Origin of the sequence: Blastochloris tepida, from assembly GCF_003966715.1 — a bacterium.
GTDB lineage: Bacteria > Pseudomonadota > Alphaproteobacteria > Rhizobiales > Xanthobacteraceae > Blastochloris > Blastochloris tepida.
This window is the reverse complement of the sequence record NZ_AP018907.1, coordinates 1,831,043-1,856,299: the sequence shown is the minus strand read 5'-3', so window position 1 is coordinate 1,856,299 and position 25,257 is coordinate 1,831,043. Positions and strand designations below refer to the sequence as shown.

Below are 25,257 nucleotides of genomic sequence, written 5' to 3'. Positions count from 1 at the left end.
TCCGCACTGATTAAGCGCAGTATCGTACCATCCACCGTCAGCATTCATCGGCCGGCCCAAGGGGCTGACTGGTAGTAGGCGCGAGACATGGTGCGCAAACTGGGACTGGCGTCGTGCGTGGACCGGTGGAAGCCTTCTGGCTTGTCGATAGCCGACTTAAAATCCTTCCGGCGGGATCGGCGTGATTTGACGTGAATTGCCGTTAACCGCGTTCACTGACCTTGCGTTAAACCGCGTCCGCTACATCGAGTCCGTATCGGGGAGTGCGGGGCCCAAATGGCGAGGGCGATTGAAACGGCTCGATCCGTGCTGAAGCCGCGGATCACGGAGATTGTCGCGGCGGTCATCACGGCCGGCACGCTGATCGTCGTGGTCGTCGCGCTCCATGTCGGGGCCAGGCTCGAACGTGAGGCGATCGACGACGACGTCCGCACCGCCAGGACGGTGACGGACGAGCTATTGAAGACGCACAGCCAGCTTGTGGAGCACGCGGCGGCCGAGCCGGCGCTGCTCGGCTTCAGGTCCGAACCCGGCGAGGCGGCGGTCTCCGAGGATGGCGCCCATGCCGCCGTGGCAAGCCAGGGCGTCCACGCCTTCCTGCTGTCCGCCAAGGGCCAGCCGCTGGCGGCGACGATCTCGGGTGAGCAGGTCAAGCCGCCGCTGCCGGGCGAGGTGGTGGCCGGCGTTCAGGCGCTGATCGCGGGCGCGAGCGGTCAGCGGGCGGAGGCCGGCATCGTCCGCTTCGGGCCGGCCCGGGCCGGCTATTCCATTTCATCGGGGCGCCTCGCCATTGCCGCGGCCGCCCCCCTGGCAAAGCCGGGTGCGGCCGGCGAAGCGCCTGACATCCTGGTCGCGGTGCGCGTGCTCGACGAGGCCGCCCTGCGCGAGCTGGCCGATGCCTATGGGCTGGCCTCGCTCGCCTTCGCCACCAGCAGCTCGGCGCCCTCGGGGCGGGCGCTTCTGCCGATCAACGGGCTGAACGGCACCCCCATCGGCGCTTTGGTCTGGCGCAGCGCCAATCCCGGCCGGGTGCTGATCGACGTGATCGCCCCCACGGTCGTTGTCGTCTTCCTCGCCATCGGCGGGCTGCTGATCTATCTGGTGCGCAATGTCGACACCGCGACGCGCGAGCTGATCGCCGATGTCGACCGCACCCAGGCGCTGGCGAGCGCCGACCCGCTGACCGGGGTGGCAAACCGTCTGGCCTTCTTCGAGGCGCTGCTGGAGCAGACCCGCAAGGCCCGGCGCGGCGGCAGCTTCGCGCTGATGCTGGTCGATCTCGACCGGTTCAAGGAGGTCAACGACACGTTCGGCCACCAGACCGGCGACCGGCTGCTGGCCGACGTGGCGCGGCGCCTGCGCGACGTGTGCGGCGCGTTCGTCACGGTGGCGCGGATCGGCGGCGACGAGTTCGCGGTGCTGGTCGACGGGCCGATCAATCGCGACCTCGCCACCAAGTTCGGCATGCGGATCATCGAGGAGGTGAGCCGGCCCGGACCGATCGACGGCAAGCAGATCGACATCGGCGCCTCCATCGGCATCGTGCTGGCGCCCGATCACGGCGCCGAGCAGCATCTGCTGATGCACCGCGCCGACCTCGCGCTCTATGTCGCCAAGTCCAATGGCCGCGGCCGGGTGACGATCTACGACACCGATCTGGAACGGGATTCGCGCCACCGCCGGTTCATCGAGCGCGAGCTGCGGGCGGCGATCCTCACCGGCGAGCTGCTGGTCGAGTACCAGCCGATCTTCTCCGCCGACGGCCGGACGCTGAACGGCCTGGAAGCCCTGGTGCGCTGGCGCCACGCGCTGCGCGGCATGATCCCGCCCAACGAATTCATCCCGATCGCCGAGGAGACCGGGCTGATCCACAAGCTCGGCGCCACGGTGCTGCAACGCGCCTGCGAGGATGCCGCGCGCTGGCCGGACCTGACGATCGCCGTCAATCTGTCGCCGATCCAGATGCTCAAGGGCGACATCGAATCGACCGTCAAGCGGGTGCTGCACGCCACCAAAATGGCGCCCGAGCGTCTGGTTCTGGAGATCACCGAAGGCGTGTTGGTGGAGGATCCGGAGATCGCGCTGGCGGTGATCAACCGGCTGCGGGCGCTGGGCTGCCGCGTCGCCCTCGACGATTTCGGCACCGGCTACTCCAGCTTCAGCTATCTGCGCCGGTTCAATTTCGACAAGCTCAAGATCGACCAGAGCTTCGTCAGCGACCTCGGCGAGTCGGCCGATTCGGCGATGATCGTCCACGCCATCGTGTCGCTGGCCCGCGGGCTGCGGATGACCGTGGTGGCGGAGGGGGTCGAGACGCCGGAGCAGGCGCGCTTCCTGCAGGCCACCGGCTGCCACGAGCTGCAGGGCTATCTGCTCGGCCGGCCGATGCGCGCCAGTGCCATCGACCGGCTGGTGTCTGGCAAGCCGGAGCCGGCCTGCCAGACGGCGCCGCTGCTCCTGCGCGCCTGATCCCCAACCGGACGACCCAGCCCGCGACCTGGACCGGGTCGCCATAGCCCTCAGTCCCTCCTGACTTCGGCGCCGCCCGGCCTTATAAAGGCGGCAACCATAAGCCGAACCGGGAGGACCTGCATGCTCGCCAACAGCCCGCCGCCGTTTGATTTCGGCCTCGGGGAGACCGCCGACGCCATCCGCGACACCGTCCGCGACTTCGCCCAGGACAAGATCGCCCCGCGCGCCGACGAGATCGACCGAGAAAACCGCTTCCCGCGCGACCTGTGGCCGGAGATGGGCGCGCTCGGCCTGCACGGCATCACGGTCGAGGAGGCGTATGGCGGCACCGGCCTCGGCTATCTCGAGCACGTGGTGGCGATGGAGGAGATCAGCCGGGCCTCCGGCGCGGTCGGCCTGTCCTACGGCGCGCACTCCAACCTTTGCATCAACCAACTGCGCCGCAACGCGACCGAAGAGCAGAAGAAGCGCTATCTACCGCGCCTTATCGCCGGCGAACACCTCGGAGCGCTGGCGATGTCCGAGCCCGGCGCCGGCTCCGACGTGGTGTCGATGAAGACGCGGGCGGAGAAGCGCGGCGACCGCTATGTGATCAACGGCAACAAGATGTGGATCACCAACGGCCCGGGCGCCGATACTTTGGTGGTCTATGCCAAGACCGATCCGGCCGCCGGCCCGAAGGGCATCACCGCCTTCATCATCGAGAAGGGGATGAAGGGCTTCTCGACTGCGCAGAAGCTCGACAAGCTTGGCATGCGCGGCTCGGATACTTGCGAACTGGTGTTCGAGGACTGCGAGGTGCCGGAGGAAAACGTGCTCGGCACGGTCAACCGCGGTGTCGCGGTGCTGATGAGCGGGCTCGATTATGAGCGGGTGGTGCTGTCGGCCGGCCCGCTGGGGCTGATGCAGGCGGCGCTCGACCTCGTTCTGCCCTATGTGCGCGACCGCAAGCAGTTCGGCCAGCCGATCGGCACCTTCCAGCTGGTGCAGGCCAAGGTCGCCGACATGTATGTGCGGATGAACGCCGCCAAGGCCTATGTCTATGCCGTGGCCAAGGCCTGCGACCGTGGCCGCACCACCCGCGAGGACGCGGCCGGCGCGATTCTCTATGCTGCCGAACTGGCGACGCAGACCGCGCTGGATGCCATCCAGCTGCTCGGCGGTAACGGTTACATCAACGAGTATCCGGCCGGGCGGCTGCTGCGCGACGCCAAGCTCTACGAGATCGGCGCCGGCACGTCGGAAATCCGCCGCATGCTGATCGGCCGCGAACTGTTCGCCAAGACGGGGTGAGCGCCGGACTGAGGGGTTGCGAGACCAGCGGATGGCCAAGACTTGGTATGGCCAAGACTTGTTGCAGACAAGACTTGGTGATGTGTCGTCCCGGGCGAGCGTCAGCGAGACCCGGGATCGTCTTCAGGACAAGGGCCTCTATCTGCAAACGGTCCCGGGTCGCTGACGCTCGCCTGGGACGACGACGTGTCATGAAGGCCGTCGTCCGCGCGGACTATTGGCCCTGGCTGGAATGGCATTGGCTGGGGAGGGCAGGGATGGGCGCCTCCGCCCTCCCGTGTTAATCACCCGCCATGACCTCCCCGGACCTTTCCGCGCTGGTGCTGCTCTCCGGCGGCCAGGACTCCACCACCTGCCTCGGCTGGGCGCTCGACCGGTTCGACCGCGTCGAGACGGTGGGCTTCGACTATGGCCAGCGCCACCGCGTCGAGCTGGAGGTGCGCGAGCGCATCCGGGGGCGCATCGAGGGCCTCAAGCCGGCCTGGAGCGGCCGGCTCGGCTCGGATCACCTCATCGAACTTTCGGTGCTCGGCCAGATCTCGGACACTGCGCTGACGCGCGACGCCGCCATCGCCCTGGCCGACAGCGGGCTGCCGACCACCTTCGTCCCCGGCCGCAATCTGATCTTTCTCGGCTTCGCCGCGGCATTGGCCTACCGCAGGGGTATCCGCCACATCGTCGCCGGCATGTGCGAGACCGACTATTCCGGCTATCCCGACTGCCGGGACGACACCATCAAGGCGATGCAGGTGGCGCTGTCGCTGGGGCTCGACCGGCGGGTGACCATCCACACGCCGCTGATGTGGATCGACAAGGCCGCCACCTTTGCCCTGGCCCTGGCCATTGCCGGTCCACAATTCCTTGATCTCGTGGTCGAGGAGACCCACACCTGCTATGTCGGCGACCGCACGCAGCGGCACCCCTGGGGCTTTGGCTGCGGCGTGTGCCCCGCCTGCCGGCTGCGTGCCGAAGGCTGGGCGCGGTTTCGAAAGGAAGACGGATGCTGAACGACACCCGCCGGCGCGCCGAAGGCGCCGCGTTCTTCGCCCTGTTCGTGCTGACCATTCCGGTCGCCAACTGGATGGTGGGCAATGTCGGCACGGTGTGCGTGCCGAACGGGCCGTGCCTCGTGCCGGTGGGGCCGAGCCTCACCGCGCCCTCCGGCGTGCTGATGATCGGCGTGGCGCTGGTGCTGCGCGATCTGGTGCAGCGCCGGCTCGGGGCAGGGGCGGCGGCGGTGGCGATCCTGATCGGCGCGGCGCTGTCGGCGGCCGTGGCGCCGCCCTCGCTGGTGCTGGCCTCGGCGGCGGCGTTCCTGGTGTCGGAATTCGCCGACCTCGCCGTCTATACGCCGCTGCAGCGGCGCCGCTTCGTCGCCGCGGTGGTCGCCTCCGGCGTCGTTGGTCTGGTGGTCGATTCCATCGTGTTCCTGTACCTCGCCTTTGGCTCGCTGGAGTTCCTCGGCGGGCAGGTGGTGGGCAAGGCCTGGATGATCGCGCTGGCGGTGCCGGTGGCGGCGTGGCTGCGCCGGCGCGACGCGCGGCTCGGCCTCGCGCCGGCCTGAAGCGCCCGCCCGCATGGACGTGTTCTTCTATATCTCGAAGGCGCTGGGCTTCCTCGCGACGCCGACCAACGGCCTGCTCGTGCTGCTGCTGGCCGGCATTCTCATGCTGCGCTGGCGGTTCGGCCGCTGGCTCGCCGGGCTGGCGGCGCTTCTGCTGCTGATCTGCGGGCTGTCGCCGGCTGCCAATTTGCTGATGTCGCCGCTGGAGCAGCGCTTTCCGCGCTGGGATGCCGGCAACGGCGCACCGGATGGCATCGTCGTGCTGGGTGGGGCGCTGGATGGCGAGGTGTTCGGCACCCGGGGCGAGCTCGCGCTCAATGAGGGGGCCGAGCGCATGACCGAGGCGGTGGCCCTGGCGCGCATCTACCCGAACGCCCGCATCCTGTTCTCGGGCGGCGAGGGCAAGGTGCTCAAGCAGGGCCATACCGAGGCGGACGCGGCGCGCGCCTTCTTCGCGCGCATGGGGCTTGCGCCCGAGCGGATCGAGATCGAGGACCGCTCCCGCAACACCACCGAGAACGCCGTGTTCTCGAAGGCACTGGCGGCGCCCAAGCCCGGCGAACGCTGGCTCCTCGTCACCTCGGCCTGGCACATGCCGCGCTCGATCGGCTGCTTCCGGGCGGCGGGCTTCCCGGTCGAGGCCTATCCGGTCGATTTCCGTGTCCCGGCGGGCGAGGGGATGCTCGTGCCGTTCTTCTTCGCCTCGGATGGCCTGCGCCGGTTCGATCTGGCGAGCCGGGAATGGATGGGCCTTGCCGCCTATTACGCCACCGGGCGCTCCAGCGAGTTGTTCCCGGCGCCGTGAGGGGCCTGCCGTAAGCTCAATCGTTGCGCGGCAGGCCGAGCCGGTAGACCCCCTTGAAGTCGGTCGGGTCCACCGGCTTGCCCTTGCGGGTGATGACGATCCGCCCCTCCAGCGCCAGCCGCACCGCCACCCGCCGCACCAGCGGCATCAGATGATGCCAGTCCGCCGTGCCGCTGGCCGCGCGTGCCGCTTCGGTCGGGCACAGCGTGCCGCCGCCGCGCGCCGCGGCGAGGTCGAGGATGACGTTGGCGACGGTGGCCTCTTCGGTGTCGGTCATGTCCGGACTGCAACTTTCTTGACGAATTTCTTGACGAACGGAACCGGGTGAAATCACGGGCGTTTGCCCCATGCAATCGGACGATCGACGCAAGGACACGGTTTCATCGACGGCCCGGTCTGCCGGGCGGACATTCCCTGTTTCAGATGATCGAGGAGCGGGCGATGCGCTGGTCCACGACCAATCCGAGCGACGACACCGAAGACACCAGCGAGGGCTGGCAGATGGTGGCCTGGACCAGCGGCGCGGCCCTGGCCTTCGCCGTTCTGGCGGCGATGGCAAGCATCGCGTGAGGTCCAATCGCGTGAGGTCCAGAATCGCGTGAGAGTCGGCCTCGCCTGACCGCCGCTCATTTGAAGGCGATCGGGTCGTCTTCGAACAGGTGCTGGAACTCGTTGCCATATTGCCGGCGCAGCATCACCACCAGCACGGCGAAGGTGGTTGCGATGAGCGCCCAGGCACTGACGAACCAGCCGAGATAGCCGAGTGCAAAGAACAGCGCCCGCTGGCCGCGGTTGAAATGCCGGCCGGCGATGGCATGCAGCTTGGCTGCACGGTTGGCAATGGCGATCGCCGCCGGATCGTCCTTGAATTGGGATGACGGAACCGAGCCCATCACGATGGCGGCGTAGTTGAACAGCCGGTACGACCACGCGAACTTGAAGAACGCGTGGACGAACATCACCGTCAGCCCCAGCACCTTGAGCTCCCACACGCCGCGCGTGGTGTGGATGTTGAAGGGCAGCCCCTCCATCAGCCGCATGGCGTCCTCGCTGGCGCGCAGCAGCGCCAGCGCGCCGCCGATGGCGAACAGCGAGCTGGAGGCGAAGAACGCGCTGCCGTTCTGCAACGTGGCCATGATCTGGGTGTCGACGATGCGCACGTCGCGCGCCAGCATCTGGTGCATCCAGGCGTGCCGGTAGCGCTCCATGATGTGGTTGAGGTTGCGCGCCGCGTACGGGCTCCACTCCAGCGCCGCGTGATAGACGGCCCAGGTGAGAACGAACGTGGCGAATGCCGCAAGGTCGAGAACGGTGAAATCGCCCATGCCGCCAAGCCCGCACCGGAAAGGGCCGGCATGGTAGGCAGCCCCCGTGCCGCCGGCAACCCGACGATCGGCCGGCGGGGCGGCGATGATCTGCGGATCATCTGCAGGTTGGCGATGCCGTGCGCGCGATTGTGCCGATGCCGCCGCCATGGCAGCTTCCGCAGCAGGACGCCACCGGAGCCTGAGCGGAATGCTGCGCCTTGTGATCGGTAACAAGAACTATTCGTCCTGGTCGATGCGGCCCTGGCTGGCGATGACGGTGGCCGGCATCCCGTTCGAGGAGACGGTGGTCCCGCTCGACCAGCCCGACACGCGGGCCGAGATCGCCCGCCATTCCCCCTCCGGCAAGGTGCCCTGCCTGATCGATGGCGGCATCCAGGTGTGGGAATCGCTGGCGATCCTCGAATATCTCGCCGAGCGGTTTCCCGACCGCGCGCTCTGGCCGGCCGATTCGGCGGCGCGGGCCGCGGCGCGCTCGGTGTCGGCGGAGATGCACGCCGGCTTTTCCGCCCTGCGCAAGCTGCTGCCGATGAACCTGTGGCGGCCGATCGAATCGCGGGCGCTGACGCCGGAGGCCGCGGCCAATGTCGAGCGCCTGCTGGCGATCTGGCGGGACTGCCGCGACCGGTTCGGCGCCGACGGGCCGTTCCTGTTTGGCGCGTTCAGCATCGCCGATGCCATGTTCGCCCCGGTGGTGACGCGGTTCCGCACCTATGACGTTGCGGTGGATGAGACGGCCGCCCGCTACATGGAGGCGGTGGAAAGCTTGCCGGCCTTCAAGGCCTGGAAGGCCCAGGCGCTGAAGGAGACCTGGGTGGTCTCGCGCAGCGAGATCGACTGGCCCGAGGTCAAGCGGATGAGCTGAGCGGGCGCAGTCCGTAATTCAAAGTACCGAAAAGACTATTCATCTAGATAGCGTTCTTTGAAAAACGCATTCTCGATTCTCCATATAAAATTTACAAATTCTTCGTATTCCATATCAACGTCTTTTTCATTGGGGCGATTATTGAAAAATTTATAAACATTCTCGTTGCACTGAAAATCATTATGAGCGAATGAATTCCTTATTATTCTAAGTATTTTCCCATCTTCCGTGTTATCTAAAAATTTTTCTTGCGCAATGTGCATTAGCGGTATGAGTCGAATGATGCCAAAATGTTGATTAATCAATTTTGGGGCATTGGCGCCGAGCTTTTCTTTAAATTCTTGTCTGATTTGTCCTATAGGCTTTGTGTCGTCGGCTTCATCGAAGTTTTTGATAATAAACTCTATAAATTTTAGGGTGGCATTCAAATGGAGAAGGGTTTTCGACGTCAACAGAGCCTCCCATACAAGCACTGGTGTTGTCCTAAGGTACAACGCTGGTCGGGTCACCGCGCCAAACCAGTTTCATCCTCAACCAACGGTCAGCTTCCGCCGTCCCCGCGCTTGCGTCATAGATAAGGGGAACCGGCCGCAAAAGTGCCGGACGTCTGGGGAGGCCTTGGTGGCGGTCATTGCGTCGAGCATCGACACCGGTGCGCCGGTGTTTGCGGAAAATCGTGCCGCCATGGCGGCGCTGGTTGCGGAGCTGAAGGCCCGTCGCGCCGAGGCGGCGCTGGGCGGCAACGCCAAGACGCGCGAGCGCCATGTCGCCCGCGGCAAGCTGCTTCCCCGCGAGCGGGTGATGCGCCTCATCGACCCCGGCACGCCGTTTCTCGATCTCGCGCCGCTCGCCGCCTTCGGCATGTATGAGGGCGACGTGCACGGCGCGGGCGTCATCACCGGCATCGGCCGCATCGAGGGCCGCGAGTGCGTCATCGTCTGCAACGATGCCACCATCAAGGGCGGCAGCTACTACCCGCTCACCGTCAAGAAGCACCTGCGCGCCCAGGAGATCGCGCTGCAGAACCGGCTGCCCTGCGTGTACCTGGTCGATTCCGGCGGCGCCAACCTGCCGCACCAGACCGAGGTGTTCCCCGACCGCGAGCATTTCGGCCGAATCTTCTTCAACCAGGCCAATCTGTCGGCCGCCGGCATCGCCCAGGTCGCGGTGGTGATGGGCTCGTGCACGGCGGGCGGCGCCTATGTGCCGGCGATGTCGGACGAGACCGTCATCGTGCGCCGCCAGGGCACCATCTTCCTCGGCGGCCCGCCGCTGGTGAAGGCCGCGACCGGCGAGGTGGTGTCGGCCGAGGATCTCGGCGGCGCCGACGTCCACGCCCGCCACTCCGGCGTCGCCGACCATTACGCCGCCGACGACACCCACGCGCTGGCCATCTGCCGGCGCATCGTCGGCAATCTCAACACCCGGAAAGCGATCGACATCGCGCTGCGCGAGCCTCGCCCGCCCGCCTATGACGAGGCCGAGCTTGACGGCATCGTCCCGGCCGACACCCGCCGCCAATACGACATTCGCGAGGTGATCGCGCGCCTCGTCGACGCCTCCGAGTTCGACGAGTTCAAGCGGCTCTACGGCACCACGCTGGTCACCGGCTTCGCCCACATCCACGGCATTCCGGTCGGCATCGTCGCCAACAACGGCATCCTCTATTCGGAAAGCGCGCTGAAGGCGGCGCACTTCGTCGAACTGTGCAGCCAGCGCCGGGTGCCGCTCTTGTTCCTGCAGAACATCACCGGCTTCATGGTGGGGCGCGAGTACGAGGCCGGCGGCATCGCCAAGGACGGCGCCAAAATGGTGACGGCGGTGGCCTGCGCGAGCGTGCCGAAGATTACGGTGATCGTCGGCGGCTCGCACGGCGCCGGCAATTACGGCATGTGCGGCCGCGCCTACAGCCCGCGCTTCCTGTTCTCCTGGCCGAACTCGCGCATCTCGGTGATGGGCGGCGAGCAGGCGGCCACCGTGCTCGCCACCGTCAAGCGCGACAATATCGAGGCGTCGGGCGGCAAATGGTCGGCCGAGGAGGAGGCGGCGTTCAAGGCGCCGATTCGCGCCAAGTACGAGGCCGAGGGCAGCCCGTATTTCGCCACCGCGCGGCTGTGGGACGACGGCATCATCGCCCCCACCGAAACCCGCCGCGTGCTGGCGCTGGCCTTCTCCGCCGCCCTGAACGCCCCGGTGCCGGAGACCCGGTTCGGCGTGTTCAGGATGTGAGGGGGCTCCGGACCGAAGGTCGGAGCCGGGCATTCAGCCGCCGAGAAATCCCTTGCCGGTCAACGGTTTCGAGGAATGGTCCCCTGTGGTCCGGTGCGGGATCGTTCGGAAAATCCATGAATGTGCCTGACCGGCTGGGGGAAGACGCATCGTCGGGCTGGACACCCCACCTTCGCTCTGTTACCAACGCGTCATTCGCAGGAAACGAGAGCCGTTTCCCAGCGGGCGCATAGCTCAGTTGGTAGAGCAGCTGACTCTTAATCAGCGGGTCCAAGGTTCGAGTCCTTGTGCGCCCACCAAATAAATCAAAGCACTTGGGCGGGTTGAGCGTGTCATTCCGACACGCCGTCACCCGTTCATTCCGACAAATCCTGTCGCGCGCAAAATCAGATGGCACGGCGCGCGCGTGCTGATCTCCGAAACTCCGCGTCTTCCCATTCGCTGCGCCGTGCCAGCGCGCGCGCTCCTGCATGCGGCAGAGGATCGTTGCCCGCCCGGAAGGGTCCACGAATGCACATGCCATTCTTTCCAGGCTGCGGGGAATGCATTGTTCGCATGATGGATCATCACCGGCAAAATGTTCTCCCCGGTCGTCGAATGCTTCCGCGGTTACCGTGCGGCCGCAACTTGGGCGCAATCTCGCAGCATCGCCGGGATAGCCTTGTTGACCCGAATGCCTAGACTGCGCTGCCTCGCGCCAAACCGTTGACGCGCTTTCGAAGGGTTCGTTCATCATGGCAAGATCGCCGCGCAACGCGGAACAGGGGTTCGCTACACGTGCCATTCATTCGGGCTACGATCCGGCTGACGCGGACGGCGCGCTGACGCCGCCGATCCATCTGTCGTCGACCTATGTGTTCGAGACCGCCGAGCACGGCGCGGAGGTGTTCGCCGGCCTGCGCGATGGCTATGCGTATGGCCGCACCAAGAATCCCACCCAGAGCATTCTCGAAACGCGGCTTGCCGACCTCGAAGGCGGCGAGGCGGCGTTGGCGGTCGCCTCCGGCATGGCTGCGATTTCGGCGACGTTGTGGACGCTTCTGAATGCCGGCGACCACGTCGTCATCGAAAAGGTGCTCTACGGCAATTCCTACAAGCTGTTCACCGCCGGCCTCAGCCGCTTCGGCGTCGAGGTCACGGTCGCCGACTTCACCAACCCCGACAGCGTGGCGGCGGCGGTGCGGGCCGGGAAAACGCGGCTCGTTTATTTCGAGACCCCCGCCAATCCCAATCTTCGGGTGATCGACATCGCGGCCATTTCGGCGATCGCCCGACGCGCCGGCGCGCTGACCCTCGTCGACAACACGTTTGCGACACCGGCGCTGCAGCGCCCGCTCAGGCACGGCGCCGACCTCGTGGTGCACTCGGCGACCAAGTATCTCGGTGGCCATGGCGATCTGCTCGCCGGCATCGTCGTCGGGCCGGACGAGACGATCAAGCGCGTCCGCCAGCACGGTCTGCGCTATCTCACCGGCGCCACGCTGGCGCCGCTGTCGGCTTTCCTGGTGCTGCGCGGGCTCAAGACGCTGGAGCTGCGCATGGCGCAGCACTCACGCTCGGCGTTGGCGGTGGCCGAGATGCTGGCAGCGCATTCGGCCGTCGATGTGGTGCACTATCCCCGCCTGCCATCGTTCCCGCAGGCGGATGTTGTGAGCCGGCAGATGGCAGCCGGCAGCGGACTCGTCGCGTTCGAACTCAAGGGCGGCCTCGACGCCGGGCGGGCGCTGATGAACGCACTGAGGCTGGCGCAACGCGGCGTGAGCCTCGGCGATACCGAAACACTGGTGCAACATCCGGCCAGCATGACTCACGCTGCCTATTCGCCGGAGGAACGTGCCGCGCACGGCATTTCGGAAGGATTGATCCGCCTGTCGGTCGGTCTTGAGACCACCGACGACATTCTCGACGACCTCGATTTTGCGCTGGCGCAAGTGACCTGAAACGGGGTGGGCAGAGAAGGGGCGGCGAGGGACATCACGTCGCGCGGTCAGCTGCAATGACGCCGCGACAGTGACAGGAATTTTCTTTCCGCCCCGGCATGCTGTGGAGGTTGATGCGCTACGAACGCACGCCAATAGGCAATGCGCATCCATTGCGACCTCGACTGTTTTCGGCGACCCTCTTTCATCGGTTCAGAACGTGTGGCCATGCGCCACCTTCCGAAAGAGTGTGCGAAAATGTCTCTTGTTTCATTCCGCGAGCAGACGTCAGCGGCATCGCGGATCGCTCTCCGGCGTGACCATGTCGCGGGCGCCTTCTTCGTGCTGACCGGTGGTGTCGTTGCCGTTGCAGCCTCGATGCTTCCACTCGGCACGACGATGCGCATGGGGCCGGGCTATTTCCCCCTGCTTCTCGGCTTGATTCTGACCGGCCTCGGAGTGCTCATCGCCGTGAATGCCGACCGCGACGCGGCCGAACCCGACGTCGAGCCAGGAGATGGCGCGTGGCTGCGCCCGACGATCGCGGTGTCCGCAAGTGTGATCCTGTTTGCGCTGATCATAAGCCATCTCGGCCTTGCGGCGGGCGTCATCGGCGTTGTGCTCGTGAGCAGTCTTGCGCGGCGCACGGTCCAGTGGGGCACGGCGCTGCTGCTGGGCGTGCTGCTGGCGGCCGGTTCGGTCGCAGTGTTTGCCTATGGCCTGCAGCTGCCGTTCGACGTGATGCCGCCTCAGCTCGCGCTGCTCTGATGGAACTGTTCGGTCAACTCGGTCAGGGGTTCGAGGCCGCGCTCACCCTGACCAATCTCCTCTATTGCCTGATCGGCGTCACGCTCGGCACGCTGGTGGGCGTATTGCCCGGCATCGGGCCGGTGGCGACCATCGCCATGCTGCTGCCGGCAACCTACGGCCAGGAGCCGCTGTCGGCGCTGATCATGTTGGCAGGCATCTATTACGGTGCGCAGTATGGCGGCTCGACATCCGCCATCCTGGTCAATCTGCCGGGCGAGTCCTCGTCCGTGGTGACCTGCCTCGACGGCCACGCCATGGCGCGGCAGGGCCGTGCCGGTGCCGCGCTCGGCATCGTCGCGCTGGGCTCGTTCTTCGCCGGCACGGTGTCGACGCTGCTGATCGCGGCGCTTGCTGCACCACTGGCGGCGGTGGCGCTGAAGTTCGGCCCAGCCGAATATTTCTCGCTGATGGTGCTCGGCCTCGTCGCCGCGGTGGTGTTGGCATCAGGCTCGCTCGCCAAGGCCATCGCGATGACGGTGCTTGGCCTCGTGGTCGGACTCGTCGGCACCGACGTGAATTCCGGTGCCGTGCGCTTCAGCTTCGGGATTCCGGAACTGGCGGACGGCTTCGGCTTCGTCGTGGTGTCGATGGGCCTGTTCGGCATCGGCGAGATCATCCACAACATCGAAAAGGGTGCCCAGCGTGATGTCTACGCCGCGGCCGTGAGCGGAATCTGGCCGAAGCGCGAGGATTTCCGTGCTTCCTGGAAGCCGACGCTGCGCGGAACCTTTCTCGGCTCGGTGCTCGGTGTCCTGCCCGGCGGCGGCGCGGTGCTGAGCGCGTTCGCAGCCTATACGCTGGAGAAGAGGCTGGCCGATGATCCGTCGCGTTTCGGCCGTGGTGCCATCGAGGGCGTGGCGGCACCGGAGGCTGCCAACAACGCAGGCGCCCAGACTTCGTTCATTCCACTGCTGACTCTCGGCATTCCGCCCAACGCGGTGATGGCGCTGATGGTTGGCGCCATGATGATCCACGGCATCGTGCCGGGCCCGCAGGTGATGACCGACAAGCCCGATCTGTTCTGGGGGCTGATCGCCAGCATGTGGATCGGCAATCTGATGCTGGTGCTGCTCAATCTGCCCTTGATCGGCATCTGGATCCGGCTGCTCCGCGTGCCCTACCATTTGCTCTACCCGGCGATCCTGGTGTTCTGCTGCATCGGCGTCTACAGCGTGAACCAGAGCGCGACCGAAGTGATGTTCGCCGCCGGCTTCGGCGTCCTTGGCTACGTCTTCATCAAGCTGAGGTGCGAGCCGGCGCCGCTCTTGCTCGGCTTCGTGCTCGGCCCCCTGATGGAAGAGAATTTGCGCCGCGCCCTGCTGCTGTCGCGCGGCGATCCCACCGTCTTCCTCACCCGTCCCTTGAGCCTTGCTCTGTTGCTCGCCGCGCTTGCCCTGGTGGTGATGCTGGTGCTGCCCGCCGTGCGACAGACGCGGGAGATTGCGTTCCATGAAGATTGACGAGCTGTCCTCGCCCGGCGCGGGTCTTGCGCATCCCAACCCCCACAATCCGCTCGGCATCACGACGCGCGATCCCGCGGAATACCAGGCCGCGCTCGGCGTGCATCGGCTGGAGAAGCTGAAGCGGCAGATCCGCTACCTCTGGCGCAACGAGGATTATTTCCGGCCGCGCTTCCTCGCCGCCGGTCTGTCCTCGCCGGACGACATCCGCACTCTCGACGACTTCCGCCGCCTGCCGGCGTTCATGGACAAGGCAAGCCACCGCCAGTCGCAGGAGGAGTCGCTTGAGCGCTACAATCACCCGTTCGGCCTGCACCTGACGGTGCCGGTCGAGCAGGCGATCCACCTTGCCGCCACCTCCGGCACCACCGGCCGGCCGACCTTCTACGTGTTCAGCCGGCGCGACCTCGACACCTCGCATCGGGTGCTTGGCCGCCTGTTTGCGCAGGCGGGCATCCGCCCCGGCGACACCACCTTCCACGCCTTCGGCCTGTCGCTGTGGCTGGCCGGCGTCACCTGGGTGCAGGCGCTGGAGCACTATGGCGCGCGTCCGGTGGCGCTGGGGGCGGAAGCGGGCGTGCCGAAGATCCTGCGCTACATTGAGTTCACCCGACCGACCGCGCTCTTCGCCACGCCGTCGATGGTCAACCAGCTCATCGAGCGCGCGCCGGGGGAGATCGGCCGGCCGGTCGGCGACCTCGGCATCCGGCGCATCCTGTGTGCGGGCGAGCCCGGCGCCGGCCTGCCGGCGTTTCGCGCCAAGGTGCGCGAGGCGTTCGGCGCCGAGGTGTTCGACTGCATGGGCGGTGCTTGGCACAACGCCGCGCTGTCGTGCGCCGGCGCCGACTATCACGGCATGCATTATCTCACCGACGACACATGCTTTCGTTATGATCTTGTCGACCCGGTGACCAAGGCGCCGATCGAGCTCACCGACGGCGCGGTCGGCGAGGCGCTGCACACCGGCCTTGAGTACGAGGCGGCGCCGGCGTTCCGCTATGCCACCGGCGACATCCTGAAAATCCATGTCGGCCACTGCCCCGGTTGCGGCGTGTTCGGCACCCGCATGGAGGTGGTCGGCCGCGTCGACGACATGCTGGCGATCAAGGGCGTCAAGGTCTATCCGGCGGCGATCCAGAGCGTGGTGCTGCAATTCCAGCCGCGCATCTCCGGCGAGATGCGCATCCGCCTCGACGCGCCGCCGCCGAAGGTCGAGCCGCCGCTGAGGCTGGCGGTGGAGGCGGCGGCCGATCTTGCCAGCGACGACTGGCCGGCGCTGGCCCGCGCCATCGAGCAGCGCATTCGCGAGCTGCTCACCTTCCGGCCCGAAGTCACCATCCTGCCGTTCGGCAGCCTGCCGCGCAGCGGCAAGAAGACCAAGCTGATCGAGATCGCGGGCGAGACGCCCGCGGCACATTGACAATCATTGGATCTGTTTATGTCGAGTGTCACCTACGACTCCCGCGGTGGAATTGCCGAGATTGCCATCAACCGTCCTGACAAGCACAACGTCATCGACCATTCCGTGGTCGAGGGGCTGAACGCGGCGTGGCGCCGCTTCAACGCCTCCGACGACAAGGTGGCGATCCTCACCGCCACCGGCGACAAGGCGTTCACCGCCGGCGCAAACCTGAGGGACATTCCGCACGACTTCTGGCGCGCCGTGCCCGGCGTCGGCGTCAAGGTCGACAAGCCGGTGATTGCGGCGACAGCGGGCATCGTCATCGGCGGCGGCCTGGTACTGGTGCAGTTCGCCGACCTTGCCGTTGCCGCCGACAACACCGTATTCTCCTATCCCGAAGCCAAGGTCGGCTATAGCGGCGGCCTGATCTCCTCGCTCGCCGCGCGCATTCCCCACAAGCTGGCGATGGAGCTTCTGCTGCTCGGCGGCTCGATCGACGCTCGCCGTGCCTATGAGATCGGGCTGGTCAACAAGGTGGTGCCGGTCGGCGAGCAGCGCGCGGCCGCGCGCGACTTCGCGGTTCAGATCGCCGCCAATGCGCCGCTGGTGCTGACCATGCTGAAGCGCTTCGTCGGCGATGTGCTGCCGAAGGGGCCGTCGGAAGCCGCCGCCATCGCCCGCGCCACGGTGGAAGCGGTCAACACCGCCGAGGATTATCACGAAGGCATCAAGGCCTTTCTGGAGAAGCGTTCGCCGGTGTTCGCCGGGCGCTGACGTCTTTCAACCGTTCGGAGATTTCGCATGCGCGTGCCGCGCCGTCTCGTTCTGTTCGCTGCCGCTGGTCTTATGTTCGGGCAGGCGTCGTTCGCTGTTGCCGATACGTGGCCGTCGAAGCCGCTACGGCTGCTTGTGCCCTTTCCGCCCGGCGGTGCCGCCGACACGGTCGGCCGCATCTATGCCGAGAAGCTCAGCGAAGCGCTGAAGCAGCCGGTGGTGGTGGAGAACAAGCCCGGTGCCGGCACCGCGATCGCCGCCGAGGCCGCCGCGAAGGCGGCGCCGGACGGCTACACGCTGTCGCTGGCGCCGGCCGGCCAGCTCACGATTCTGCCGCACCTCAACCCGGCGATTCCCTATGATCCGGTCAAGGATTTCGCACCGGTGTCGCTGTTGGCCTCGGTGCCCTATGTGGTGGGCGCCAGCGCCGAAACACCGGTCGCGACGCTGCAGGAATTGATCGCGAAAGTGAAGGCGGAACCCGGCAAGCTCACCTATTCGTCGTGCGGTAACGGCACGCTGTGCCATTTGAGCGGCGAACTGTTCAAGAGCCTCACCGGCACCGACCTGTTGCACGTGCCGTTCAAGGGCAGCGCGCCGGCGGTGCAGGCGCTGCTCGGCGGACAGGTCGATCTTGCCTTTGATACGCTCACGGTGCTGGCGCCGCAGGTGAAGGCCGGCAAGGTCAAGGGGCTCGCCATCACCAGCGCGGCGCGCTCTCCGCTGCTGCCGGACGTGCCGACCGCGCGCGAAGCCGGGGTGCCCGATTTCGTGGTGGCATCCTGGTTCGGATTGGTGGTTCCGGCGGCGACACCGAAGGACATCGTCGATCGCCTCAGCCGTGAGATCGCCGACATCGCGGCGCTGCCGGCGGTGCGCGAGCGCCTCGCCGCGCAGGGGCTTGACGCGATCGCCTCGACGCAAGCGGAGTTTGCTCGCGTCATCGGCGAGGATTATGAGCGGTGGGGCAAGGTGGTGCAGGCGTCCGGCGCCAAGTTGGATTGACGCAATCGATACGGTTTCCGGATGATCCCTTCGGGATCGCGGAAACGACATCGCCGAAAAATCCTCAAGCAGGGAGGGATTTTTCGGCGCCTGGAATGTGCTTCTTCGGCCTGATCGGCCGGGAACCATATGACATCTGTCGGACGAAAAGGGCCGCGCGATCCGGCAGGGTCGCGCGGCCCTTCGTGTCAAAGCTCCCGCAGCCGCTTCTTGTCGAGCATGCGGCCGGTGTAGGTCTTGACGGTGTGGAACGCTGCCACCGGGTTGTGGCTCAGCACCCGGTCCTTCACAACCAGCGTGGTCACCGGCGCCTCGGCGTGGCGGATGAACAGCGAGTCGTGGCCGACGCACAGCCCCATGATGACGTTGAGCTGGGTGTTCTCACGATTGAGCAGCCGCGCCTGCAGGATCGGGTTGCAGCACGCCTCGTGGCCGCACTTGATCTTGAGGTTCTCCGGAATGCCGATCTCGGTCTTGTCGATCGAGCCGACCTTGCACAGCGCGGTGCGGGTCTCGAAACCGGCGAGGCGCAGGATGTCGACAAGGATCTTGGTCTCGTCGATCAGGCCGACACAGGTGGCGATGCCGATGCGCTTGGCGCCGATGCGGCGGGCGAACGCCACCGTCTCCTCGATGCGGTTGAGCTGGCAGTAGTAGTGTGCTTCGACCTCGGCGGCGGCCCGCGCGATCACGGCGTCGAGACTGTCGCCGCCATAGATCTCGACCAGTTCGGCACGTTCGTCGGGTGCGAGATCCTGCGTCGCGCAGATGCCCGGATAGCGCGTGTCGTGACGGTAGCAGTTGAATTGCCCGCACTCGGAGCAGGTGACGACGTCGGGTTTCGGCTTGGCCATGGCTACGCATATCCGGAGGTTGCAGGTTTCGAACCGGGAGAGGGCGCGGCGGCGGTACGGGTCGCGGCCGCGTCGGCAAGGATGAGATCGGCGGCACGCTCGGCAATGGCGATCACGGGCGCATTGGTGTTGCCGGACACCAGCGTCGGCATGATCGATGCGTCGACCACTCGGAGGCCGCCGACGCCATGAACGCGCAGCCGCGCATCCACCACCGCGTCGGCGCCGGATCCCATCCGGCAGGTGCCCACGGGATGATAGAGCGTGCGGCCGGCGGCGCGGGCGTAGGCGAGGAGGTCGTCGCTGGTCACAGCGTCGGGGCCCGGGGCAAGCTCCGCGACGACATATTTCGCCAAAGCTGGCTGGGTGGCGATGGCGCGTCCGATTTCGAGTGCGCGCACCACAATGCGGCGGTCGCGCTCGGTGGCGAGGTAATTCGGCCGGATCGCCGGCGGATGCAGCGGATCGGGCGAGGCGAGGGCGATGGTGCCGCGACTTTCCGGCCGCAATTGGCAAGGACCCAGCGTAACGCCGGGGCTGTGCTCCAGCGCGTTGGTGTGGGTGTCGAGCGTCGCCGGCATGTAGTGATATTGGATGTCGGGTCGGGGGCCATCCTCGCCGCTGGCCACGAACAGCGACACCTGCGCCGCGCTGAGGGTCAGCAGTCCCTTGCGCTGCAGCAGATATTTCGCCACCTCACTGACGAGGCGCAGACCGCGCGTCTGCTCGTTGACGGTGACGGCATTCCGCACGCGGTATTTCAGGTCGACGATGAAATGATCCTGCAGATTGGCGCCGACGCCGGGCAGGTCCGCGGCCACCGGAATGCCGTGTGTCGCGAGCGCCGCGCCCGGTCCGATGCCCGAGAGTTGCAGGATCTGCGGCGAGGCGACCGCACCGGCGCTGATGATCACCTCGCGGGCGGCACGCAGCTCGGCGTCGCGGCCATTCTTGAGATAGCGAACGCCCACCACCCGCCGGCCCTGCCACACGAGGCCGGTGACGTGCGCGCGGGTGATGATGCGCAGGTTGCGACGCCGGCGTGCGCGGTTGAGATAGGCGACAGCGGTGCTGTAGCGGCGCCCGCCGCGCACCGTCATCTGGAAATAGCCGACGCCATCCTGGCGTGCGCCGTTGAAGTCGTCATTGAACGCCAGCCCCCATTGCCCGGCGGCTTCGACCAACGCCTTCGACATCGGATTGATCTCGCTGAGGTCGCCGACCGCGAGCGGCCCGCCGACGCCGTGGAACGCGTCCGCGCCGCGCGCCTGATCCTCGGCGCGAATGAAGCAGCGAAGGAGGTCATCCCAGCCCCAGCCGGGATTGCCGAGATCGCGCCAATGATCATAGTCCTCGGCTTGGCCGCGGATGTAGAGAAGGCCGTTGATGGCCGAGCAGCCGCCCAGCACCTTGCCGCGCGGATAGGTCAGCTCGCGGTTGTTGGTGCCCGGTTCCGGCTCGGTGCGATAGAGCCAATTGCCGCGCGGATGGGTGCGGTTCCAGACATAGCCGACCGGAATGTGGAACGAGGGATGGCGGCCTGCGCCACCGGCTTCCACCAGCACCACGCGGTGGCGGCCGTCGGCGCTCAAGCGGTCGGCCAGCACGCAGCCGGCCGAGCCACCACCCACGATGATGAAATCCGCGTCCGGAATGGGACTGCTCATCCTCGATCCCCAGTTCCCAGAAATTTGGGTCAGCCAATCGCGTTGGCCGCGGCGCTGCCGTCCCGCGCCGACGTTTCGAACGTTGCTTCACGAAAGCGGATCGTCGTCGTCACGCCTTCTTGTTCAGCATGAAGGCGAGACGGTCGCCGGTGAGCTGAATCATCGTGACCAGGATCACCAGCAACACGATTACGGTCAGCATCACCTGCGTATCGAAGCGCTGATAGCCGTAGCGATAGGCGAGATCGCCGAGGCCGCCGGCGCCGATGGCGCCCGCTACTGCGGACGCGTTGATCATGCTGACAATGGTGATGGTGAAGCCGCCGATGATGCCCGGCCGCGCCTCCGGCAGCAGCACATGCCAAAAAATGTGCCAGCGATTGCAGCCCATCGACTGCGCCGCCTCGATCAACCCGCGATCGACCTCGCGCAGGCTGACCTCGGCAATGCGGGCGAAGAATGGTACGGAGGCGACGGTCAGCGGCACGATGGCCCCAAGCACGCCATAGCTGGTGCCGACGAGAAGGCGCGTGAACGGAATCAGCGCCACCATCAGAATCAGGAACGGCACCGAGCGGATGACATTGACCACGCTTCCGACCGCAGAGTTGACGATGCGCTGCTCGAAGATGCCATCCTTGCCGGTGGCAACCAGCAACAGCGCCAGCGGCAGGCCGAGCGCAAGCGTGATCAGCCCCGAAGCGCCGATCATCATCAGCGTGTCGAAGATGCCGGCGATCAGGCGGTCAATGACCAGCGGCGACAAAGCCAAGCTCCCTTACCTTGTCGGCGAGCAGGTGGGCGCGCCGCACGATATCCTCGCGCGCGTCGGGGGCGTCGACCGAAACGATCAGATGCCCTTGCGCACGGCCCTGGATGCGGTCAATGCCGCCATAGAGGAGCTGTGTCCGCGTGCCGAGCGCCTGTGCGATCAGTCCAATGTCGGGGGCGCGCCCCTCCGAGCCGGTGAAGTGGAGGTCGAGCAGCAGCGAATCCGCCGGGTTGGTCGGTTGCGGCGCAAGCCGCTCGAGCAGCTCCGGCGGAATGGAACGCTGCACGGTGCCGAGCAGGGTCTGTGTCACCTCGTGTTGCGGGTCGCCGAACACCTTCCAGACATCGCCCTGTTCGACGACGCGACCGCTTTCGAGAACCACCACGCGATGGCAGATTTCGCGGATCACCTCCATCTCGTGGGTGATCAGCACGATGGTCAGGCCCAGCCGGCGGTTGATGTCCTGCAACAATCCAAGGATGGCCTGCGTGCTTTCCGGGTCGAGCGCCGAGGTTGCCTCGTCGCACAGCAGAACCTCCGGCCGATGCACCAAGGCGCGAGCTATGCCGACGCGCTGCTTTTGGCCGCCGGACAGGCGCGCGGGATAGACGTCGCGCTTCTCGGCGAGCCCGACCATGTCGAGCAGTTCGCCAACGCGCCGGTCGATCTCGCGGCGCTCGATGCCGGCCACCTTGAGCGGCAGCGCCACATTCTGCCACACCGTCTTCGCCGACAGCAGATTGAAATGCTGGAAGATCATGCCGACACGGCGACGCAGCCCGATCAGTCGCGCAGCGTCGAGCGTGCCGATGTCCTCGCCGTCGATCACAACCCGACCAGTGGTCGGGTTCTCCAGCCGATTGAGAGTTCGGATCAGCGTCGACTTTCCGGCGCCGCTGCGTCCGATTACCCCGAATATCTCGCCCCGCCGGACTGCGAGGCTGACATCGATCAGTGCGGGTTCCGGGGCTGCGGGATAGCGCTTGGTCAGGCCTTCGACGACGATGTGCGAGTCTTCGAGAATGCCCGGCTCGCCGGGCCTGACACCGAAGGTCAGAGCGTCCATCACTCCGTTTCCCAAAGGCGAACATAGAGATCGTCATACTGCCGATCGAGGACGGCGCGGACCTCGGGCGCGGACTGGTAGATCTTGACGAACTGGGCGATACGCGGATCGTCCTTGCTCTTCGGCTGGATGACGAAGCGGACGCCGTAGCGCGGGTTGATCGGCTCCCAGAACAGCGCCGCGTGCGGATCGATGACGCCGGACGCCTTCAGGAAGTGGGTGTAGCCGTGGGCGAGGTCGACCTCGTTCAACGACAGCGGCAGCTGATGGAAATCGATTTCCAGGAACTTGAGCTGCTTGGGGTTGTCGATCACGGCGTCGATGTTGACCTGTGGGCCGTGATCGGGCCTGAGTTTGATCAGGCCGGCGGTCTCCAGCAGCTCCAACCCGCGGCCGAAATTGATGGGATCGCCCGCCAATGCCACGCGGGCGCCGACGGGAATCTCGTCGAGGCTCTTGTACTTCTTGGAGAACAGTCCGGTGCGGTTGGCGATGCCGACCGCGGCCGGTTCGAGATCGAAGCCGCGCGCCTTCTTCACGACGTCGAGGAAGGGCGCATGCTGAAAATAATTGACGTCGATTTCGCCATTGGCCAGCGAGGTGTTCGGCGTCACTGGGTCGGTGAATTCGATAAGCGTCACCTCGAGGCCCTTGGTCTTCGCGACTTCGACCGCAGCTTCGAGCGGCGGGGCAAACGCGGCGTTGGTGCCGACGCGCAACGGACCGGACCGCGACTCCGCGAGCGCGGGAGAAGCAAGCATGCCGAGCGCTGATATCAGCGCAATCATGCCCTTGAACGTCTTAAATGCCTTCATCGTGTGATCCTTGTCCGCAATTGGAACTGCGTTTCCCAGCGGAGCGGGCATTGGGAAACGGTGGGGTCTGGCTATGAGAATTGCAGCCAAGGCTACGTGGCCACAAGGCGAAGCGGCTTCTTATTTTCGATCTCGATTTGGAACGTTGGCCTGCGCAACGGCGCCATTGTAAAATGTCTGCGCGGCTCGACCCCGTGGATCTCTCGGTGATCGCCGACGAACGCGATCGTGCCTTTGACCGGCGGTCGAGCTCCGCCATCGCAAAATGCGTCGACGCGTTGCGCAGGATCTCGTTGGCCTGCCGAAGCTCCCGGTTCTCCCGCTCAAGCGCCTGCAGCCGGGCGGCCATGTCGCTCGGCGCGCAGTCAGCCGGTCGGCGTCGACCTCGGGCCACATCACACGCTCGTTGAGCGTCTGACCCGTGCAGCCGATCTTGGTCGCGATCGAGGTGATCGCTGCCCAGCGCGAGGGATGCTCCCGCTCGTGATGCACCACCATTCGCACCGCCCGCTCGCCTTGCTCATGCAGGCTCCACCTTTCAGGAGTTGGCGCCTCCGGCAGACCCGGGTCGGTTCAGGCGCCGGAGCCGCATTGACTTTAAACGGCGAATGCCTAGGCTGTGCGAACCATGCTGAGATATGCGACCTTTCGCCGGGGCCTGTGTCACGCAGGCAATCTGATCGCGGGCAATTAGCCCCGAGTTCAGCGCGCGCCGTCGCATCACGAACTCGGGGACTTTCGCCAAGCTGACGAAACCCGAGTCATCTTGGTGGCCGAGCATGACCGCGCGGCGTTCGCACGGCATGGTGGCGTTTCCAGATACATCGCAAATCGGCTCGCGCCAGGCGGAGGCAACCGTCTCGGGTGCGCGCTTGGCCAACGCTCTCCGGGCAACGTCTCCGGCGGAGGAGGAGCGGCATGAACGGAAGCCCCGACGACAAAAACGGCGTTCCGGTCCGCGAATGCGGGCCGCGTGGCAGGCCCAATCTTCGGCTCATCCGCGGCGAGCAGCCGGAGCGCGAGCCGCATCCGCCGGAAAATCGCGCGTGTCGAACGCCCGCGACGACGGCGGCTCAACGCAGCTGGGACGATGACGACGATCCCGGCCCCACCGCCGCCTGAGCGGCAGATTGGAAGGAATTAAGGAGATGGCCATGTCAGCACGCCGCGAGGCGGGCACGTTGACCCGCGAACTCAGCCCGCACATCGTCCTCACGGCCCAGGATTTCGAGCAGCTCTCGAAGCTCGCCCAGGCGGCCGTGGACCGGTTGCCGGATCTTGCGTCGGTTTTGCTCGATGAGCTTGAGCGCGCTCATGTTGTCGCTGATGGACGCCCGGAGCAGACGGTGTGCATGGGCAGCGACGTCGAGTTTCGCGACGGCACGACAGGCAAGGTTCAGACGGTGACGCTCGTCTACCCGGGCGAGGCGGATATTGCGCTGGGAAAGATCTCCGTTCTGACGCCGATCGGCATCGCCTTGATTGGCGTTCGTGCCGGGGACTCGATCACCTGGAGAACGCGGGCGGGGGAGCTTCGGTGGCTGACCGTCATCGCGGTCCGCGCGCCTCAGACCCTCTGAGTTGCGCCATCCGCAGGCCCGGCAAGGTCAGTCATTGTGCACGCGACAGCAGGGTGTCTCCAGCGTGGAGGATCGAATGGAAGACACCCCTCGCGTGAGCGCGGCGATGCATCTGACGCCGCCCCGGCTGTCTGACGGGGACATGACATCCCGGCGCCGCTGGCAGCGGCGGTTCACGCACCGGCAGGTCCCAGCGCACACCGGTCGCCGGGGCTGTGCGTTTCATTCGGTCTCCGGCTGATCGAGCCTTCGAGCCGCAGTCCGATCGCCGGAGATCCCGCCCGCGAGGAACTCTTGCGGGCTTGGAGCTTACGGCGCGACCGTTTCCAGGGTTCCGACTGGACCAGCGGCCCCATGCGTCAGCGTTCGGGCTGTTGGCAAATGTCGTCACATTCTCTGTCGCAAAACCGGCTCCCGCTCTTGCGGAGAACGGTCCAACATTCCTGTGGGCGGGCGAAGATACAACGTGTCGTTGGAAAGGATTGTACCGAGCCTGACGAAACTGCCCGCCGCGTCAGCCTGGCTTCGCCGGACGCCAATTCGCCGCCTCAGTTGAATTTTCTTCAGGGAAGCCCTACCG

Annotated in this window: 24 protein-coding genes, 1 tRNA gene and 1 other annotated feature; of the genes, 17 read left to right on the top strand and 8 right to left on the bottom strand. The window is 66.2% G+C overall.

Translation table 11 applies throughout. The features are described from left to right. The first annotated feature begins 306 nt into the window (after positions 1–306). From BLTE_RS08470 to BLTE_RS08450, 5 genes are all read left to right on the top strand, one after another. Entirely contained in the window at positions 307–2,469 is a 2,163-nt protein-coding gene (locus BLTE_RS08470) for a putative bifunctional diguanylate cyclase/phosphodiesterase (protein ID WP_126399322.1), read from the top strand. Positions 2,470–2,592: 123 nt separating this feature from the next. Continuing rightward, positions 2,593–3,765 carry an isovaleryl-CoA dehydrogenase gene (locus BLTE_RS08465; RefSeq protein ID WP_126399320.1) on the top strand — a complete coding sequence of 391 codons (1,173 nt, stop codon included), beginning with the start codon at positions 2,593–2,595 and terminating at the stop codon, positions 3,763–3,765. Between the two features lie 293 nt (positions 3,766–4,058). Then, positions 4,059–4,772 (top strand): 7-cyano-7-deazaguanine synthase QueC, encoded by a 714-nt coding sequence (gene queC / locus BLTE_RS08460; RefSeq protein ID WP_126399318.1) that lies wholly within the window; start codon positions 4,059–4,061, stop codon positions 4,770–4,772. After that, on the top strand, positions 4,766–5,329 hold the full coding sequence (locus BLTE_RS08455) for a VUT family protein (RefSeq protein ID WP_126399316.1): 564 nt from the start codon (positions 4,766–4,768) through the stop codon (positions 5,327–5,329). Before queC ends, BLTE_RS08455 begins: the two co-directional genes overlap by 7 nt. Before the next feature lie 19 nt (positions 5,330–5,348). Continuing rightward, a complete protein-coding gene (locus tag BLTE_RS08450; RefSeq protein ID WP_126402119.1) occupies positions 5,349–6,134 on the top strand; it encodes a YdcF family protein in 786 nt (261 codons plus the stop codon). A 16-nt stretch (positions 6,135–6,150) separates the two neighbouring features. Here BLTE_RS08450 and BLTE_RS08445 read toward each other — a convergent pair whose 3' ends face one another. Further along, entirely contained in the window at positions 6,151–6,411 is a 261-nt protein-coding gene (locus tag BLTE_RS08445) for a DUF3253 domain-containing protein (protein WP_126399314.1), read from the bottom strand. Positions 6,412–6,575: 164 nt separating this feature from the next. Here BLTE_RS08445 and BLTE_RS18675 point away from each other — a divergent pair, with 164 nt between their 5' ends. Then, positions 6,576–6,704: a hypothetical protein gene (locus BLTE_RS18675; protein ID WP_280177367.1), complete on the top strand. Its 129-nt coding sequence runs from the start codon at positions 6,576–6,578 to the stop codon at positions 6,702–6,704. Between the two features lie 56 nt (positions 6,705–6,760). Here BLTE_RS18675 and BLTE_RS08440 read toward each other — a convergent pair whose 3' ends face one another. After that, a complete protein-coding gene (locus tag BLTE_RS08440) occupies positions 6,761–7,459 on the bottom strand; it encodes a DUF599 domain-containing protein (protein WP_126399312.1) in 699 nt (232 codons plus the stop codon). Between the two features lie 190 nt (positions 7,460–7,649). Between BLTE_RS08440 and BLTE_RS08435 the strand changes: the two genes are divergently transcribed. Continuing rightward, complete coding sequence (locus BLTE_RS08435; protein ID WP_126399310.1) at positions 7,650–8,324, top strand: glutathione S-transferase family protein; 675 nt, start codon at positions 7,650–7,652, stop codon at positions 8,322–8,324. A gap of 35 nt (positions 8,325–8,359) precedes the next feature. On the opposite strand, the gene BLTE_RS08430 is transcribed toward BLTE_RS08435, so the two are convergent. Beyond that, positions 8,360–8,776: a hypothetical protein gene (locus tag BLTE_RS08430; RefSeq protein WP_126399308.1), complete on the bottom strand. Its 417-nt coding sequence runs from the start codon at positions 8,774–8,776 to the stop codon at positions 8,360–8,362. A gap of 232 nt (positions 8,777–9,008) precedes the next feature. On the opposite strand from BLTE_RS08430, the gene BLTE_RS08425 reads away from it, so the two are divergent. From BLTE_RS08425 to BLTE_RS08390, 8 genes are all read left to right on the top strand, one after another. Next, complete coding sequence (locus BLTE_RS08425; RefSeq protein WP_174769565.1) at positions 9,009–10,553, top strand: carboxyl transferase domain-containing protein; 1,545 nt, start codon at positions 9,009–9,011, stop codon at positions 10,551–10,553. Positions 10,554–10,776: 223 nt separating this feature from the next. Continuing rightward, positions 10,777–10,852: transfer RNA gene (locus BLTE_RS08420), tRNA-Lys, on the top strand. A 435-nt stretch (positions 10,853–11,287) separates the two neighbouring features. Beyond that, the gene (locus BLTE_RS08415) at positions 11,288–12,493 is read left to right on the top strand and encodes a trans-sulfuration enzyme family protein (RefSeq protein ID WP_126399304.1); all 1,206 of its coding nucleotides are present in this window, start codon (positions 11,288–11,290) and stop codon (positions 12,491–12,493) included. 237 nt (positions 12,494–12,730) lie between these two features. After that, positions 12,731–13,240, top strand: coding sequence for a tripartite tricarboxylate transporter TctB family protein (locus BLTE_RS08410; RefSeq protein WP_160140560.1), 510 nt, complete (start codon positions 12,731–12,733; stop codon positions 13,238–13,240). Beyond that, positions 13,240–14,742 carry a tripartite tricarboxylate transporter permease gene (locus BLTE_RS08405; protein WP_126399300.1) on the top strand — a complete coding sequence of 501 codons (1,503 nt, stop codon included), beginning with the start codon at positions 13,240–13,242 and terminating at the stop codon, positions 14,740–14,742. The genes BLTE_RS08410 and BLTE_RS08405 overlap by 1 nt, the downstream gene beginning before the upstream one ends. Further along, complete coding sequence (locus tag BLTE_RS08400) at positions 14,732–16,162, top strand: phenylacetate--CoA ligase family protein (RefSeq protein ID WP_126399298.1); 1,431 nt, start codon at positions 14,732–14,734, stop codon at positions 16,160–16,162. Before BLTE_RS08405 ends, BLTE_RS08400 begins: the two co-directional genes overlap by 11 nt. An 18-nt stretch (positions 16,163–16,180) precedes the next feature. Beyond that, positions 16,181–16,918, top strand: a complete 738-nt coding sequence (locus tag BLTE_RS08395; protein ID WP_126399296.1) for an enoyl-CoA hydratase/isomerase family protein — start codon at positions 16,181–16,183, stop codon at positions 16,916–16,918. 27 nt (positions 16,919–16,945) lie between these two features. Then, positions 16,946–17,923, top strand: coding sequence for a Bug family tripartite tricarboxylate transporter substrate binding protein (locus tag BLTE_RS08390; protein ID WP_126399294.1), 978 nt, complete (start codon positions 16,946–16,948; stop codon positions 17,921–17,923). A gap of 188 nt (positions 17,924–18,111) precedes the next feature. Here the strand turns inward: BLTE_RS08390 and BLTE_RS08385 are convergent, their stop codons facing one another. The 5 genes from BLTE_RS08385 to BLTE_RS08365 all read right to left on the bottom strand — a co-directional run bounded on the left by BLTE_RS08385 (position 18,112) and on the right by BLTE_RS08365 (position 23,148). Beyond that, a complete protein-coding gene (locus BLTE_RS08385) occupies positions 18,112–18,777 on the bottom strand; it encodes a DUF1847 domain-containing protein (protein ID WP_126399292.1) in 666 nt (221 codons plus the stop codon). Between the two features lie 2 nt (positions 18,778–18,779). Next, on the bottom strand, positions 18,780–20,444 hold the full coding sequence (locus BLTE_RS08380; RefSeq protein ID WP_126399290.1) for a GMC family oxidoreductase: 1,665 nt from the start codon (positions 20,442–20,444) through the stop codon (positions 18,780–18,782). Positions 20,445–20,553: 109 nt separating this feature from the next. Continuing rightward, on the bottom strand, positions 20,554–21,210 hold the full coding sequence (locus tag BLTE_RS08375; protein WP_126399288.1) for a methionine ABC transporter permease: 657 nt from the start codon (positions 21,208–21,210) through the stop codon (positions 20,554–20,556). Further along, positions 21,191–22,282, bottom strand: coding sequence for a methionine ABC transporter ATP-binding protein (locus BLTE_RS08370; RefSeq protein ID WP_126399286.1), 1,092 nt, complete (start codon positions 22,280–22,282; stop codon positions 21,191–21,193). Before BLTE_RS08370 ends, BLTE_RS08375 begins: the two co-directional genes overlap by 20 nt. Further along, positions 22,282–23,148: a MetQ/NlpA family ABC transporter substrate-binding protein gene (locus tag BLTE_RS08365; protein WP_244600163.1), complete on the bottom strand. Its 867-nt coding sequence runs from the start codon at positions 23,146–23,148 to the stop codon at positions 22,282–22,284. Before BLTE_RS08365 ends, BLTE_RS08370 begins: the two co-directional genes overlap by 1 nt. A 107-nt stretch (positions 23,149–23,255) precedes the next feature. After that, positions 23,256–23,369: a sequence feature (AL1L pseudoknot), on the bottom strand. Positions 23,370–24,015: 646 nt separating this feature from the next. On the opposite strand from BLTE_RS08365, the gene BLTE_RS08360 reads away from it, so the two are divergent. After that, a complete protein-coding gene (locus tag BLTE_RS08360) occupies positions 24,016–24,219 on the top strand; it encodes a hypothetical protein (RefSeq protein ID WP_126399284.1) in 204 nt (67 codons plus the stop codon). 32 nt (positions 24,220–24,251) lie between these two features. After that, positions 24,252–24,677 carry a nucleoside diphosphate kinase regulator gene (gene rnk / locus BLTE_RS08355; protein ID WP_425290289.1) on the top strand — a complete coding sequence of 142 codons (426 nt, stop codon included), beginning with the start codon at positions 24,252–24,254 and terminating at the stop codon, positions 24,675–24,677. Positions 24,678–25,257: the final 580 nt, after the last annotated feature.